The sequence below is a fragment of the Gordonia oleivorans genome (genome assembly GCF_040044975.1).
GTDB classification, from domain to species: Bacteria; Actinomycetota; Actinomycetes; order Mycobacteriales; family Mycobacteriaceae; genus Gordonia; species Gordonia oleivorans.
The window spans coordinates 12,255-28,356 of sequence record NZ_JBDZDI010000034.1; the positions used below are offsets into that span (position 1 = coordinate 12,255).

At 65.9% G+C, this 16,102-nt stretch carries 12 protein-coding genes and 1 pseudogene; 8 read left to right on the plus strand and 5 right to left on the minus strand.

Translation table 11 applies throughout. The features are described 5' to 3' along the window. Positions 1–5: 5 nt before the first annotated feature. From ABLE92_RS25375 to ABLE92_RS25385, 3 genes are read right to left on the minus strand one after another with little or no spacing between them, the layout of a single operon-like run. Positions 6–2,957, minus strand: coding sequence for a Z1 domain-containing protein (locus ABLE92_RS25375; protein ID WP_348807589.1), 2,952 nt, complete (start codon positions 2,955–2,957; stop codon positions 6–8). Continuing rightward, positions 2,954–4,402 carry an ATP-binding protein gene (locus tag ABLE92_RS25380; RefSeq protein ID WP_348807590.1) on the minus strand — a complete coding sequence of 483 codons (1,449 nt, stop codon included), beginning with the start codon at positions 4,400–4,402 and terminating at the stop codon, positions 2,954–2,956. The genes ABLE92_RS25375 and ABLE92_RS25380 overlap by 4 nt, the downstream gene beginning before the upstream one ends. After that, positions 4,399–6,426, minus strand: a complete 2,028-nt coding sequence (locus ABLE92_RS25385; RefSeq protein ID WP_348807591.1) for a hypothetical protein — start codon at positions 6,424–6,426, stop codon at positions 4,399–4,401. The genes ABLE92_RS25380 and ABLE92_RS25385 overlap by 4 nt, the downstream gene beginning before the upstream one ends. 198 nt (positions 6,427–6,624) lie before the next feature. Between ABLE92_RS25385 and ABLE92_RS25390 the strand changes: the two genes are divergently transcribed. The 5 genes from ABLE92_RS25390 to ABLE92_RS25410 all read left to right on the plus strand — a co-directional run bounded on the left by ABLE92_RS25390 (position 6,625) and on the right by ABLE92_RS25410 (position 12,065). After that, positions 6,625–7,236: a DUF4262 domain-containing protein gene (locus ABLE92_RS25390; RefSeq protein WP_348807592.1), complete on the plus strand. Its 612-nt coding sequence runs from the start codon at positions 6,625–6,627 to the stop codon at positions 7,234–7,236. A gap of 78 nt (positions 7,237–7,314) precedes the next feature. Then, a complete protein-coding gene (locus ABLE92_RS25395; RefSeq protein WP_348807593.1) occupies positions 7,315–8,691 on the plus strand; it encodes an AIM24 family protein in 1,377 nt (458 codons plus the stop codon). Between the two features lie 113 nt (positions 8,692–8,804). Next, complete coding sequence (locus tag ABLE92_RS25400; RefSeq protein ID WP_348807594.1) at positions 8,805–10,526, plus strand: serine/threonine-protein kinase; 1,722 nt, start codon at positions 8,805–8,807, stop codon at positions 10,524–10,526. Between the two features lie 11 nt (positions 10,527–10,537). Next, a complete protein-coding gene (locus tag ABLE92_RS25405) occupies positions 10,538–11,452 on the plus strand; it encodes a serine hydrolase (RefSeq protein ID WP_348807595.1) in 915 nt (304 codons plus the stop codon). Between the two features lie 157 nt (positions 11,453–11,609). Beyond that, the gene (locus ABLE92_RS25410; protein ID WP_348807596.1) at positions 11,610–12,065 is read left to right on the plus strand and encodes an SRPBCC family protein; all 456 of its coding nucleotides are present in this window, start codon (positions 11,610–11,612) and stop codon (positions 12,063–12,065) included. A 9-nt stretch (positions 12,066–12,074) separates the two neighbouring features. On the opposite strand, the gene ABLE92_RS25415 is transcribed toward ABLE92_RS25410, so the two are convergent. Beyond that, on the minus strand, positions 12,075–12,860 hold the full coding sequence (locus ABLE92_RS25415; protein WP_348807597.1) for a thioesterase family protein: 786 nt from the start codon (positions 12,858–12,860) through the stop codon (positions 12,075–12,077). 183 nt (positions 12,861–13,043) lie between these two features. On the opposite strand from ABLE92_RS25415, the gene ABLE92_RS25420 reads away from it, so the two are divergent. Beyond that, positions 13,044–14,147: an esterase/lipase family protein gene (locus ABLE92_RS25420; RefSeq protein ID WP_348807598.1), complete on the plus strand. Its 1,104-nt coding sequence runs from the start codon at positions 13,044–13,046 to the stop codon at positions 14,145–14,147. Here the strand turns inward: ABLE92_RS25420 and ABLE92_RS25425 are convergent, their stop codons facing one another. Beyond that, on the minus strand, positions 14,148–14,732 hold the full coding sequence (locus tag ABLE92_RS25425) for a TetR family transcriptional regulator (protein ID WP_348807599.1): 585 nt from the start codon (positions 14,730–14,732) through the stop codon (positions 14,148–14,150). It abuts the gene before it with no gap. A gap of 96 nt (positions 14,733–14,828) precedes the next feature. On the opposite strand from ABLE92_RS25425, the gene ABLE92_RS25430 reads away from it, so the two are divergent. Beyond that, positions 14,829–15,725, plus strand: coding sequence for an SDR family oxidoreductase (locus tag ABLE92_RS25430; RefSeq protein WP_348807600.1), 897 nt, complete (start codon positions 14,829–14,831; stop codon positions 15,723–15,725). Between the two features lie 112 nt (positions 15,726–15,837). After that, positions 15,838–16,102, plus strand: a pseudogene (locus tag ABLE92_RS25435) (hypothetical protein); the annotation flags it as partial.

The following is a 16,102-nucleotide window of genomic DNA, read 5'->3' on the forward strand; positions in this document are numbered from 1 at the left end:
TACGATCACGCATCGACTATCGCTCCGGCCCCGACCTTGCGGACCGTGAACCCGACCTTGGGAGCCGGATCGGCCAAATACGGGAGTGCATAGGAGAACAGGGTTGCCACGTCCTGCGGATCGGCCCGACCACGCTTGTGCGCCTTGATATGTCGACTTCCCTTCGGCGGATCGCTGGCGAACAGCAGGATCATCGCACCGCGGGTGGGTTTGCGGAGTTGTGCTGCGAGCCGACCGCCGATGGTCTTGTTGGGATTGCCGGCGATGTGCTCGATGGCATCCCGCTCACGCACCGCGGTGCCGGTGAATCCGGTGCGGTACTCGGCCTCTTCACGTTTGCGGTTCACCAGGGGCAGTTCGGTCGGATAGTCACCGATCATCACCGGCTTCTTGGTTTTCGGGATCGGCAACAGAATCGCGAGATCGTCGAGCACTCCACGTTCGATCGCCGATTCGAAGGCCCTGCGGTGAGGTTCGAAGTCCCAGTTGACATCCCACACGAACTGGCTGATGGCATCGAGAACCATCTCGGCTCCGACAATCCCATAGCGCGCCTCGAATACCCGCGGCGTTTGGTCCTTGTCGATGAACGAGAACGAACCGGTCTCGCCAAGCGCGTCGAGTAGCGGACGGACCGCCCGAAAGTGGTTGGCGTTGTTCGCCCCGTCACCCCGCGGGGCCTGCATTGTGAAACTGAAACTCTGGCCGCCGACACTGCGATAGCTCAACTCCGCGTTGTACATCTTGTTGGTGGCAGTCGGTTTGAGCCACGGAAGCCGCTGGAACACCATGGGCGGCACGTCGCGCGGGGTCACCATCGGCTCGCCGGCCTCATTCAGCCCCTTGAACCGCCGCAACTCGTCGCGGAACTCCTCCTCGTCGCCGACGATGGCCTCGAACGCCGCATACATGTCGACGACCGTCCCACCGGGACCGGGCACCTCCCGACCGATGAACAGCCGCACCAGATCTCGGTATCCGGGCCGGAAACCGAACCACCGTCCCATCTGCATCAGGGTGTCCGCCTGCGCGGTCCGTCGGGTGTAGTAGGTGGTGGTCAATCCCTCGACGGTGAACCCTCTGCTCAGCTTGGTACCACCGACTAGGATCTTCCACACCGCCCGCTCCTGAAAGTCCAGCGGCTCCTGCACGTAATCCTTGTCTGCAGCGCCGTTGACGATGATCACCGGACTGACACCCGCGCCGATCCGGTCACAAGCCTGTCCGATGAACACCTCGAGTTCATCGAATGCCGCCGGGGCCGGTGTCTGCGGCTCGGACCGATCGGCCGAGACCACGCGAAAGTCTCTGTCCCACAGTTCTTCCAGGCGCGCCAATCCGCGCGGTTGGCTGTATCCGGCGCCCTTCCAGAGGCTTTCGAAGTCTGCGGCCAGCGACTCGTGCTCGGACTGCTTGACCGATTCGTGCACGAGCATCGTGTGATGCCGAAAGTTCCCGGCGACGCCGCGATCCTGGCGGAACAGTTTGATGGCGCCGGACAAGACATAGGAGTCCAGTGCCCACAATCGTTCGGCGTCACGGTCCTCGTCGCACTGGGCACGCAGATCGCGGACGAAGGCCTTCTCGTTGGAGTTGGCGGGTGTCTTCTCGACCGTCTCACTCAGATCGTCGTCGAGATCAACAGCGCCGTCGTGGAAGTCGGCACCTCCCATGTATTGCTTGGGACGATCGAGGCTGACGATGAAGTCGTTCGGGAAGATGTTCACCGAATCATCGGGATCGACAAAGACATTGGCAAACGGTGTGGCGGTGTAGCCGACATACTGACTGCGTCCTAGCCGCCCCAGCAGCAGGGAGATCTGTTCGTTGATCGCGGTCCGCTCGATCCGCCCGGCGGCAAAGCTCTTGGGGTTCTGGGTGTTCACCGACGCCTGGTCCGCCTCATCGTCGATGATCAGGGTGGGGATCTGATCGAGTGGTGTGGGGATTCGTCCGACGTCGGCGACGAGCTTCTTCAGCACCGCCGAATTCTTCTTGACGACGGCGACCCGAACATTGCTCGGATACAGGTTGACCGGGTCGAACAACGGCTTCGAATGATCGACGAACTCGTAGTGCAGGGTGCCGATCCCCTTCGCGAGTGCCTTGTAGTCGTCGACTCGACCGGTCAGTCGCCGGACCGCGGGCGCCTCGTTGGAATGATTCGGATCCAGCACATGATTGAGGAATTTGCCTGCGTGCCAGTCCTCGTCGTTCGCATACTCCACCTCGTCGATGTTCTGCATGCCGATGAGTTCCATGTCGAGTCGCCGCTGAGTTTGGCTACGTAGCAACTCGATCGTGCCGGTCAACACGATGATCAGCCGATATCCGGCATCGATGGCCTTGGCGATCACACCGGTGAAGTTGGCCGTCTTGCCGCTCTGCACGTAGCCCACGACCAGCCCCTTGGACTGATAGGGCTCGTCACGGGTCGGATCGGCCAATCGCTGTACCACCGCGGTGGTCGCCACGCCCAGGTCGTCGACAGTCGTCGTCTCCCACCCCTTCTCGACCAGGAGCCGACGGTAGGCGGACCAGTAGAAGTCCTGTGCCGCACGACGTTCCGGAACATACCAGGGTTCCCACGGTTGCGGAGCGACGATCACCGTCGGCCCGCCCGCGATCGGGAAGGCGTCGGTCAGGGGATCGAAGGCCTCGACGGGAATCCCGAGCAGCGTGTAGATCAGGGCCCGGCGTTCCGGGCTTTGGGCTGTGGTGCCGCCGATCCACGCCGCAGCCTCCTCCGCATCCCAACGGGTCAGCGCCGAACGCACCGCCGACTGGACCGCGGCGGCCTCATCGGAGACCATGACGTCGACCACCACATCCATGGTGACGGCGGCGGAGTCGTGTCCTGCGTCCATCACACGGCCGGCCACCGCACCGAGGAATCGGGTAGGCGCAAGGTCGGTCGTGAACTCGCGGACCAGCGCATCGATCACCACGTCGATCACTGCGGACTCCCCTCTTCGGCGGCGAGTGCCGCGATCAGAACACGTTGCCAGGCGTCCATCTGCTCGACCTGCCTGGCACTATGCCGTACGGCGTCGAACATGTCCTGGGTCAACAGGTACACCACGGTCCGCAGCACCGGGACGTCGTCGGCGGAGCGCCGCCGCCCACCGAGTTGCCTGCGGAATCGAGCGTTCAGCCACAACGTGCGTGAATCCAGGTCGACCTCGAAGAACCGATCGGCGCCCAGCACACGCCACCCGATCCCGACCGGGTCCGCGGTCTCCACGAACGAGAAGCTGTCGGCGAACTCGTCGGCCACCCCATCCGGCAGACCGATCCCGGGTTCTACGACGCTGATCGGACGACGTTGCACCCGGCGTGCCGCCACCGCCGTCATGGCCGCATCGTCGAGGTAGCCGTCGCCCAGAGCGTCGTGGAGCGCTGTGGTGAGCGTCGCGTCGAATCTCACCCCGGACTTCTCCGGATTGATGGTGATGTGCTGGGCGAGAACGTCATCGAGTTCGATCACCACACGCGCCAACGCCCAGTCCGGGCGTGGCCGGAACACGCCGAGCCACCCGCCGGCCTGAAGAAGGCGGTCGTGGCGATACACGAAGAATCCCTGCGCGTCGCGCCCGGGAAGGCCACCGAGTTTGTACTCGGGTGCAGAACTACGTGCCGGCCAGATGTGCGCCTGCACAACGTCAGCGCCGATGACCGGTACCGGCCGCGGGTAGCCCGATCGCCCACTCGCGCGGTAGCCAAACGGATCGATCGCACGCACCGTCCGCGGCGCGCCGGCACGGCCGACGGCTTCGTCGAGGACGTCGATCGTGACGCTCAGTGCCTTCCCGATCAGCCGGTGGAACACCAGTCCCAGCCGGTCCTGCAGATCACCGATCGTGGTCTCCAGCCAGGCGCCCTGCTCGTCGGCGGATGCGGTGTTGGGGAACGTGCGGATACCGCGCCATTCGACGATGGTGCCCGTCTCGAACGGAAACCGAGGCCGCGTCGCGGCAAGAACTGTCGCGGCATCGGCGTCGGGCAGCACGGTGAGTCGCGGTGCATCGTGGCGGTCCTCGACGGTCAGCCGACGGGCAACCGGATTCGTCTCGGCCGCATGTGAATACACGGTCACGGCATCGGCCTGACTGAGCGACGCGGCCTTCAGGCCGACACCGAAGTGCCCCTGCTCCCCGCCACCGTAGCTGCGCTGTACCCCGTATCGCATTGCCGCGTCGATGGTGTGGGTGTCCATTCCGCGGCCGTCGTCGATGATTCGTAGACCGGTGATGCGTTGACCGGACTGCAGAAACCGGACCAACACATATCGGGCCTCGGCGTCGATGCTGTTGTCGATCAGATCTGCGACGGCAGTCGCGACGGTGTGATGCAGTCCCAGCGCACGTTCGGTCGCGGTGAAGCCGGTTGCTTCGGTCGTCATCGCGCGGCCACCGTCCACGCCTTCTCCAGAAGCGCGGCGACGGCATCGTCACGGGACTGGTAGCGGCTGAGGATACGTCGAGGTTTGATGTCGGGATCGAGTCCGATCGCCGCTGCGAGCAGTGGCGCGACGTCGGTATCGGCGATGCTCTGCGGATCGGCGACTCCGATCAATGCCAGTGCCCCTCGAATCGGATCTGCGGTGTCGATCTCTGCGCAGGGCACCACGTCGAATCCACCGCCCTCGCCACCGGTGAGGAACACCATATCCCCAGGCTGGGAAGACAAGTCGTTCAGAAATCGGCGGATGGTCCCGCACGTCGGTGTGGTTCTCGTCCATCGCACCATCTGCGTACCGAGCCGGGTGGGCAGCTCACGCACCGACCCCTGCGCGCATCCCCATGCCTGCGCGACGCCGACCGGTACGGTGAACCCGGAACCGCGAAGGTGCTCGGAGGTCACCCGCAGACGGAAACACCAGGCGTCGCCGATCCGATACAGACGTCGCGTGGGTCGGACGACGATGGTGGATTCAATCGAATTCTCTTCTGCAGCCGAAGGTTCGACAGCGACGAGGTGCCCGGCTACCTCTGGTTCCCGATCCGCTTCCACTCCAAGCGGTTGGGCCAGACCCCATTGCCCGGATGCCTGAGTGAAGCGCTCATCGTCGGCAAGGCGCTGCGCGACATGGCTTTCCGAGCGATCGGTGTCCAGCAGATCCGTCAGGCGTCCGATCTGGGTGGGCCCGAGTACTTCCAGGATGCCGGCGGCATGATCGGCGAGCCGACGGGTGGACAACAGCACATTGTCGTCAAGAACCGGGATGTCGCAGTAGCGCAACCATTCTCGAACCTCATCGGTCGACAACCGAAGTGTCGCCGCCGCGGTTTCGACGGACACGACAGCGTTGTCGGATTCGAACTGTTCCAGCATGACAACGGTGCACCCCTTGGCCGCGCGTAAGTCCGGAGCCACCGCCCAGGTCCCCGTGACCTCGAATCCGTCATCGAGACGATCGAGCGCCAACCACAATGGCACGCCCAAAGAGGGCACTTCGGTCCGGAGCACGGGTTGCATGTCGAGCAGTCGGTCCAGCGACGTCACCGGCCGGATCTCGGCTCGGATACTGGCGAGCAAACCACCCGCGGTGGTCTCGAATTCACATGCGGCAGCCAGGTCCTGCTTGAGCTTGGCGACAATCCCACCGGCACGTGACTTGCTCACGTGCAACCGGACGCTGAGCTGCCCCATACTGATCGGCTCGGCAGCCATCACGAACTCGGTGAGCGCCAGCGTCTCCCGCTCGTCGAGCTGCTCGATCAGATTCTCGAGCTCGTCGACCGGATTCGACTCCACCATGGTGGCGAAGTCCTTGCCGGTGATCGCCGAAATCCTGGTCGCCACCTCCTGCACCTGTTCGGGTGCGTCGTCCTCGATGTCGACGGCGATGAGCGGTGACCCGAGACCGCCTCGCAGACCACGCCACCGCGCCAGCACCCGAAGATCCTCGACGAGTTGCGCGGCGACCGGACCATCGGTCTCCTCATCGGGCAGAACGCCGTCCTCCGGCAACCGCAGGATCGACGCACCCAGCACACCCGCGGCAACCTCTTGTACGGTGTCGGGGCTCGTCCCCTTCAGCGCGAACAACGACCCCACACTCGACGACATCAGCGTCTGGACCAGCACCCGATCCCCCAGACGTCGCACAACGGTCTCGGCCCGCGGATCGAGGCGCAAGCCGGCGACCGGGATGGTCGGATCGAGGCGGGGTGCAAGTTCACCGAAGGTGAGGTCCCGATGTCGTCGGACGGCCAGACCGGCCAGGCCCACGACGAGGCGGTCGAGATCGATGTCCGCGGCGGTGGCCTGCGGTGAATCGGCAATCCACCAGTCCGATACCTCCGGCACGAGATCTTCGAGGCACACGGCGTCCGCCGACTCGTACTCGTCCAGCCACGGGAACAGGTCCACCCAGGTGTCATCACGCAGGTCGGCGGCGTCGTACTCCGAAAACCTGAACATCACCCTCGAGCTCCACCATTTGCCACCACGCACGAGGTGATGATCTCCTCTGGCGAGCTTAGCCAAACCCGCACAGCGCGCATCCTGGGCGGGCGCGCACCTCCGAGGGTTCACTCACCCGGCGGACATCTCCCCCGAACGAGAATGTCAGACCCTCCTGCTCTACTGACCACACCCGTCGAACATCAGGAGTGTGACATGGCCGATCCAATCCACGCCGTCCCCGGACTACCCCGCTGGCATCCGAACCCGATCGTGCGGTCGATCATCGAACGGATCCGCATTCACGGCTGGGCGGTGACCGCTGTCGGCGAGCACTGCATGGTCGAGGGATGCGACGGCTCCGACCAGCCAGACTGCCCGTTCGCCTACACCTCCGGGCTCGTCATGCACGACATCCCGGAACTGGCCGTCTACGGACTCGACATGGGCACCGCCGGTCGCGTCCTCAACGAACTCGGCAACCTTCTGCACACCTACGACTGGGCGAAGATCGTCGACGCGAGGGCACCGATCCCCCTCAACGCTCTCGACGTACCGGTGATGCTCATCGAGATCATCGACAAGTCCGACCTGTGCATGAGTAACGAGCTCTTCCCGAATGCTCCTGCCCTGCAAGTGGTCTGGCCCGATGATCTCGGAACCTACCCCTGGGAGGTCGGGTACTCGCTCTCACAGCAATCCCAGACGATCATCGGGATCCCGCCGACCACCACCGGTCGCGTCGTCGGCCCGCGGACCGTCTCCACCCACGACGGCCGCAATCGGATGGAACGACGCGCGGCTCAACGTCGCCGACCCCGGACCTGACGGTGTCCGTGGCGGGGTCCGATGACTCCGCCACGGACATATCCGTCCCCCGGGCACAATGGACGGCGTGATGTGCCGATGAGACAACTCTCCCCCGGCGAGAACACCGCCCTGCCCACACCGTCGGTGACGGTGTCGGTGCGGTCTGCGTCGCCGGTGAACACCTCCGCGGTACTGCTGACCTCCGCCGGGCGCGTGCGCACCGACGCCGACCTCATCTTCTACAACCAGCCGTCCGGCGCCGGCATCACCTACCGCTCCGAGCGCGGCGTGGACGTCATCACCGTCGACACCGCGCGCATCCCTTCCGACATCGAGACCGTCGCGATCGCCGCGAGCCTCGACGGCACCGGTCCGACGAGCTTCGCGACGGCCGGACGCATCGACGCCACCGTCACCCCGATGGGCGGCGGTGAGGAACTGACCTTTCGACCCGACGGCCTGACGAGTGAGGCCGCGGTGGTCTGCCTGGAGATCTACCGCCGCGGCGAACAGTGGAAGGTTCGCGCCGTCGGGCAGGGATACGACGCCGGATTGGCCGGATTGGCAACGGCTTTCGGGATCTCCGTCGACGATGACCCAACTCCGACGACGCAGCCACCACGCGTCAGCGACCCGCAACCGTGGCCGCCGACGCAGCCGAACCCGTCATCCGCGACGGCGGCCGCCCCACCACCTCCGCCATCACCCCGACCCCAGCCGCAACCGCAGGGAGCCGCCATGCACAGCGATCTGTTCAACCCCAACCACGCCGAGGTCTCCGGGCAGGGCATCCAGAAGCAGGGCAGCAAGATGTGCCGCATCGGCCTGTCCGGTGAGGTGATGGCCCGGGCCGGGTCGATGGTCGCCTATCAGGGCGACCTGAAGTTCGAGGCCCTCGGCTCCGGCGGCTTCGGCCGCATGATGCGCCAAGCCCTCTCCGGTGAGGGCGTGCCCCTGATGAAGGTCAGCGGCCGTGGTGATCTGTTCCTCGCCAATGCCGCCTCCGACATCCATCTCATCGATCTCGACGGCACCGACGGCCTCACCATCAATGGCGCGAACGTCCTCGCCTTCGACTCGACCCTGACCTACGACATCGCCCGGGTGCAGGGCGCGGGCGCGTTGGGCAACGCCGGCATGTACAACTGCGTCTTCACCGGTCGCGGCCGCATCGCCATCACCACCGACGGCACACCGGTGGTGCTCAACGTCGACGCCGCCACCTACGCCGACCCGAACGCCGCCGTCGCCTGGTCGTCGAGTCTGCAGACGTCGATCAAGACCAACGACTCCTTCAACCTCGGCACGCTCATGGGTCGCAGCACCGGTGAACGACTCACGCTGGCCTTCAGCGGTCAGGGCTTCGTGGTGGTGCAGCCGTCGGAGCTGCCACCGGGCGGCATGATCGGCGGCACCGGCGAGGGCGGACAGGCCGGTGTCGGCGGCATGCTCGGCGGATTCCTGGGCCGCTGAGACATCCCGGCCCGAGAGTCCGGTCGACCGATCCGATGAATCTCGAGGGTTCGAGTGAACCCGCGACCACGCTTCGACCTACGATGTCATGTGCCGCACAGGAGGGGTGAGTGATGTCCGAGAGCACAAACGATCGCGTGGGTGAGACCTTTGGTCCCTACCGGCTCGATTCCCTGCTGGGCCGTGGTGGGATGGGCGAGGTCTACCGCGCCTACGACACCACCCGGCAACGCGACGTCGCCTTGAAACTGCTGACGATGCAGTACGCGCAGGACCCGTCGTTCCAGGAACGATTCCGACGGGAATGCCAGACCCTCGCGCGCCTCGACGAACCGCACGTCATCCCCATTCACGACTTCGGCGAGATCGATTCGACTCTGTTCCTCGACATGCGTCTGGTGAACGGTCGCGACCTGCGGGCGATCCTGCGGGAGCGGGGAACGCTGCCACCCGCCGACGCGGTCGGCCTCATCGAACAGGTCGCCGCGGCCCTCGACGCCGCCCACGCCGCGGGGCTGGTGCACCGCGACGTCAAACCCGAGAACATCCTCGTGACCGGCGCCAACTTCGCCTACCTCGTCGATTTCGGAGTCGCGCACGCCGACAACGACACCCATCTCACCAAGACCGGCACCGCCGTCGGCTCGGTCGCCTACATGTCGCCCGAGCAGTTCGAGGCCACGCCGGTGACGGCCGCCTCGGACGTGTACTCGCTGACCGTGGTGCTCTTCGAGATGCTCACCGGACGTCAGCCCTACCCGGGTGAGTCGATCTCGACGGTGATGCGCGGCATCCTGTTCGACGAGACGCCCTCGGCCAGTGCGGTGAATCCGGATGTGACACCCGAGATGGACGCCGTGGTGGCGTGGGGTCTGCATCGAGATCCCGCCGGGCGGTGCCCGTCGGCCCTGGAGTTGGCCGCGGCCGCGCGCAAGGCGCTGGCCGGCGAGGCGCCACCCGTGGCGGCCGCCGCGCCGACATCATTGACGAAGTCACCCGGCGGTGCCCCGGCGACGCTCGCCGCACCGTCCCCGAGCGCTCCGTCCCCAATCGCTCCGCCGCCACCCCCACCGCCCCCGGATTCCCCGACCGTCATCTCGAATCCGCAGACGCCGACCGCGGACCGGACGATCGTCGCCGGCGCGGGATACATGCAGCAGCATCCCGGCCCGCAAGGGACCGCGAATGTTTCCGGCCCCCAGGTCGGAGTGCCGTATCCGTCCGGGCCGCACCCGTCGGGACCGCACCCGTCCGGGCCGCACCCGTCGGGACCGCACCCGTCCGGGCCGCAGCCGGTCGGGCCCAACGTGTCCGGGCCGGTTCCCTACGGATATCCCGGCTACCCGCCGGCTCCCGCGCCGAGTTCGGGCGGATCGCGGCGGACCAACATGATCTTGGCGTCAGTGGTCGTCCTGCTGGTCGGCGCACTCGCCGGTGTCGGTGGCTGGCTGGTCGTCGATCAACTCGGCGGCAACGACGACGACGTGTCCTCGGCGGCCGTCACCACCGACACCACCGCGGCGACCCAGCCGACGGCGGCAGCTCCGACGACCGTGGCTCCCACCACCCCGAGCTACGTTCCGGCCGCGCCACCCCCGGACAATCAGCCGTGTCCGGGCGCCACCGGCGTCGGCACCGGCTATCCCCAGTGGACCGGATGTGAGTTCGCGATCAACGTGCGTGACGCCTATGTCGCCGGCGGTCCCCTGGGACAGTCTCGGGTGGTCAACGGATGGGCACCGCAACAACGCAAGTACTACGTGATGTCGTGTGATCCCTACGCCGGAATCATCGCGTGCCGCGGCGGCAATCAGGCCGTCGTCTACGTCTACTGACGGGAACCCGAGTGCCCTGTTCCGCGCGACCACCGGTCTTCCGCCGCGCCGTCATCGCCTCGCTCGTCACGTCCATCGCCGTTGCGACGCTGACGGGGTGTTCGGATGACGCCGAGAATCCAACCTCGCCGACGGCGGTCGCGGAATCCTCGGCCCTGTCGCCGGCATCCTCGGCAACCACGGCCCAGCAACCGATTTCGGCATCGGCTCCCGCAAACCTACGGGCGAGTTTCGATCGCCTCGACATCCCGTCGAATGTCGGTGTGGCACTTGCCCCGGTCGGTGGTGGACCGGTCATCACCTTCGGTGACCAGACCCCGCGCGTCGCGTGGTCGACGATCAAGGTACCGCTGTCGATCGCCGCACTGCGCAAGTCGAACAGCGCGAGCACACGCGCCACCGTGCGGACGACGATCATCAACTCCGACAACGAGGGAGCCCTGACGCTGCGCCGGTCGCTCGGAACCCCCGATCAGGCGCGCGTGGCACTGACCAAGGTCTTCCGCGATCTCGGTGACGAGACAACACAACTCGTGCGCATCACCGAACCCGACGAAACCTTCGGCCTCACCGTGTGGCCGCTGGCGTCTGCGGCCACCTTCGCCTCGCACCTGCCCTGTGAGTCCGGCGACGATTTCGTCGTGTCGCTGATGGGTCAGGTCGCCGGCAACCAGCAGTGGGGTGTTGAGGTGATGCCGGCACCCAAATCCACTGCGGTGAAAGGCGGTTGGGGCCCCGGCGACGAGGGCGGGTATGAGGTTCGCCAACTCGGGCTGATCACCCATTCCGATGGCCGGCAGACCGCCGTCACCATGGGCACCTACACGCCCGGGGAGACCTTCGAGGCGGGCACCGCCGTCCTCGACAAGGTCGCCGCATGGTTGAACAAGAACCTGTCGAAGCTGCCCAGCGGGACGTGCGACTGACCGGCCTTGCTGCGTAGGCGACCTAATCATCCTTCAGATCGGACGGTTCGCCGCCTACACTGAGTGTGCGCATCGTCACAGCAGAGTTCGGCCGCATCATCTGCGATGCCCGCGGCCGCCATCACCCGCAGGCAGCATGCCACACAAGGATTCCACCATGCCTGAAGCAAGCGCATCCGTCGATATCCCGCACCCACCCGCAGTCGTATGGGAGTACTGCACGGACCCCGATCGGTTTGCGGCGTTCTCCCCGAACGTCGTCGAGATCCGAGCATTGACCGACGGCGCGCCGGTGGTCGGCTCCGAGTGGGAAGGTAAGAACAAACTGTTGGGTCGAACATTCGACTGGCGTGGCGAATTCACGCGGGTCGATGTCAACAAGGCCACCGAGTTTCGTTCCACCCGAGCACAGTTCGCGTTCACCACATGGACCGAACTCTCAGAGACCGCCGACGGCACGCATTACACGTACCGAATCGAGAGCGAAAGCGGGCTCGGCGGACTCTTCGGCAAGATGGCCGACCCCGTGGTCACCCGCGCCTTTCAGAAGGCACTGACCGCAGGCATCGACACGTTGCCCGACCTCATCGACGATTGGGTGTCCACTCGCTGAGCCGGCAGTTCAGGCGAATATCGCGACGGTCTGGGTACCGGTCATGACCAACCGGCCGTCGGCGTCCCACGCCTCCATCGTCTGATACGAGTATCCGGCTTCGGCAACCGCACTCGATGATCGCAGCAGGAACCATCCGGTGGCGTCGTCAATGGTGTTGGCGCACACGTCGACCGACCACATCACCGTGCTGACCGGCGCCCAGTCCGAGAAGGCGGTCATCGCCGCGGGCGGGAGACTGTCGCCGAGGGCGATCAGAGCCACCGACGGGTCCACACCGCGGGCGTCACGGTGACGTACCCACCAGATCAGCTCGGGGACTTCGGCATTGGTGACCGGGATGGAGCCGGCGGCCATCCGGCGTTCGAAGTTGGCGGCGAAGGACGGTTGCAGCGTCGACGGAGCGTCCAGACTCAGACTGTCCTCCGGTGCCGGAACATCCGGTCGCGTGATCATGGTGTGCCGCACCGAACTCTCCCGGCCGGCCGAGAAGATCAGGGTCGATTGCGCCGCAACCGTATTCCCGCTGAGCGATTCCACCGCGACACTCGTCACCGACCGACCCTCCCGCAGCCGCCGGGCCTGCACGGACAGCTTCTCGGTCGCCGGGGCGGTGAACGCGAACTGCGCCGCACGCAGCGGCGGCAGGGCACCCCCGTCGGTCTGCTGCGCCGCCGCGACGGCCAGCGCCGCGGTCAGACCTCCGTAGGCCGTGCGTCCCTGGGTCCATCCCTCCGGGATGGCGAACTGCGCGTTCGGATCGAACGAATCGAGAACCTCGGCCAGCGTCGCCATCGGCACTTCCCTCTCTGTGGCGGTTGCCCGACATCCTATGACGGTCATCATAGTGACGCAAAAACGGACGGCGACCCGACGTGGATGCGGTAACGTCCGCACTTGGCAGGCGTGAGTCCGGTCACACCGCGCCGCTGCTTCGTCGCACACCACACGGAGTCTCACTCGGGGGAAGGATTCATCATGACCATCGTCCGTGCCAGGAGGTCCTATCGACACCGGGTTCGCCGGCTCGTCGCCGGGGCCACCGTCGCCGTGGCAGCCATCGGCGTCGCCATGGCGCCGGGCGCCGCAGGGGCAACCGACCAGCAACAGGCCATCGCCGACGCGGTCGTCGCCGCCGGCGCACCGACGCCGGTGGTCGGCGAGAGGTTTCTGATCAACGGCGACAGTTACTCTCGCATCCCCACCGGCAACGGACCCAGGCAGGACGCCATGCTTCCCGCCTTCGCGTACGGCCTGCTGCACCCCAACGTCGCGCCGCCCGGCGCCAACGACTGGTCATGTAAGCCCAAGGCGGGACAGAACCCGGTCGTTCTCATCCACGGGACCTGGGAGAGTTCCTACAACAACTGGGCGATGCTCTCTCCCGCACTCAAGGACGCCGGATACTGTATCTACGCAGTGAATTACGGGATCACCCCCGTTCAGAACGGTGGTGGCGTCGGCACCATCCTGCCCGACGCCAACGCCACCGGAGACATCACGAAGTCCGGACCTCAGATCGCCGCGTTCGTGGACAAGGTGCTCGCCAGTACCGGCGCCGCCAAGGTCAACATGGTCGGCCATTCCCAGGGCGGAGTCTCTGCGCGCCAATACATCCGGTATGACGGAGGCAAGGACAAGGTCGCCAACCTGGTGACCCTCGGTGCGACCAACAACGGCACCACGGTGCTGGGCTTCGGCTACCTCGCCCGCGCCATCAACGACCTCGGTCTCGACGTTCTCGGCCCTGCGGCACTCCTGATCGGCATCGGCGGAGTCCAGCAAATCGTCGGCTCGACCTTTCTCGAGAACCTCAACAAGGACGGCGAGTACGCCATCGGCGACGTGCGCTACACGATCGTCGGCAGCCGCTACGACGAGGTCACCACGCCGTACGACTCGACATTCTTCCCTCACGGCACCCGTAACACCCGAAACATTCTGCTGCAGAACGGTTGTGAGCAGGACATCTCCGACCATGTCGCGCTGGCCTATTCGCCTCGCGCGGTGTCGATCGTGCTCAACGCCTTCGATCCGCGCAGCCCGCTGGTGTGTGCGTTCAATCCGTGGCTCGTCGGCTGATCAGGTCGCCAGATGCCCGTCGGCGCACGCCATCTGGGCTTTGAGTTCGGATAGCCCCGCGGTGACGTACGCACCGAGAGACCGCGTCGCCCCGTCGGAAACCCATTGGGCGAAAGCAACTGTGAAGATGCCGACGCCGATTTCAGCGATCAGCGATGCAGCAGCACCGTCGATCCCTCGTGCGACCAAATGCTCGGCAATTGCAGCGGCGAGGTCGTCGAGCTTGCGGAGTTCCCGCTCACGCAAACTCCCACTCGCGGCGATCACCGCCGACCGCCGGATGGCGAATTCGGCACGGCCATCGAAGAATTCGGCGGTTGAGGCGAACGCCGACACGACGACGTCGATCGGTTGAACACCGGGGGCCGCGCCGTCGACCGACGCGATCACCAGGTCCTGCATCGTCGACGACCCGTCGAACAGCACCTCACGCTTGTCGGAGAAGTGTCGGAAGAAGGTGCGTTCGGTGACCCCCGCACGAGCGGCGATGTCGCCGGCGGTCGTCGCATCGAAACCCCGCTCGGCAAAGAGGTCGAGGGCCGCCGTCACCATGCGACCACGCGCATCCGGTTCCCATCGGCCCATCCGGACATCCTAGTTGATGACAGATCCTGACATCGGCGCTACAGTGATGTCAGCGACTGACATCGCACATCCTGACTCAAACAAGGAGGCACGCGCATGCGTGTATTCGTCACCGGAGCGACCGGATGGATCGGCTCCGCGGTGGTTCCCGAACTGATTTCGGCCGGCCACGAGGTCGTCGGGTTGTCACGCTCCGACGCCGGTGCGCAACGGCTGACCGAGGCCGGCGCGCAGGTGGTGCGCGGTGACCTCGGCGATCTCGACATCCTCGAAGTTGCGGCCGCGGACGCCGACGGCGTCGTCCATCTCGCCTTCATCCACGACTTCACCCGATTCGCAGTGTCGCTGCGGGTTGAGCTGAGCGTCCTCTCGACATTCGTCGAGGCCCTCGAGGGCAGTGGTCGGCCACTTCTGTTCGCCTCCGGAATTCCGAGCCTGGGCGACGGCACCGTGGCCACCGAACGCGATCACACCTCGGCCAATCCGCGAATCGAGCTCGAAACGCAGACTCTCGACGCCGTCAATCAAGGTGTCGGCGCAGTGGCGACCCGCTTCGCCCCGACGGTTCACGGCGTCGGCGACCACGGTTTCATCGCCCACCTCACCGCGGTCGCGGCGAAACACGGCGTCTCGGCGTACGTGGGTGACGGCGAGAACCGTTGGCCCGCAGTCCACCGCAGCGACGTCGCCCGCATGATCGGGCTGGCATTGGAGAAGGCGCCCGCCGGAACGGTGTGCCAGGCCGTCGGCGAGCAGGGCATCGCGACCCGCACCATCGCCGACGCCATCGGCCGCAGTCTGGGAGTCCCGACCGCATCGGTCACGGCCGAGCAGATGACCGAGCGCGCCGGATTCATCGGGACCATGTTCGGCGCCGATCTCCCGGCGTCGAGCACGCTGACCCAGGAGATCCTGGGATGGACGCCGGTGGGTCCGACCCTGATCGAGGACATCGATGCCGGCGCCTACACCGGTCTGTCGGCGTCGACATAGCGATGATCAGAATCGGCTCCCGAGCGTTCCGCGGAACGCTCGGGAGCCGATTCTGTCGGTGGTCATCGATACCCTGAGTCATCGAACACACCACCGATCCCGGAGGTCCACCATGCCTACCCCAACCCCCACCACCGCACCGTCAACCACACCCCGCTGCGACTCCACCGACCTGTTCGACACCACCCCACCCGCCGAACTGAGCTCCGTCCAAATCGAAGAACGCCTCCTCGGCCACGCCGGCCAAATCGCCGCCCTCACCGCACGATTCCTCGAACTCCTCGCCGAATTCGAAGACCGCCACACCTGGGTCGGCGACGGCATCCTCTCCCTCGCCCACTGGCTGTCCCTACGCGCCGGACTCTCCATGCGCACCG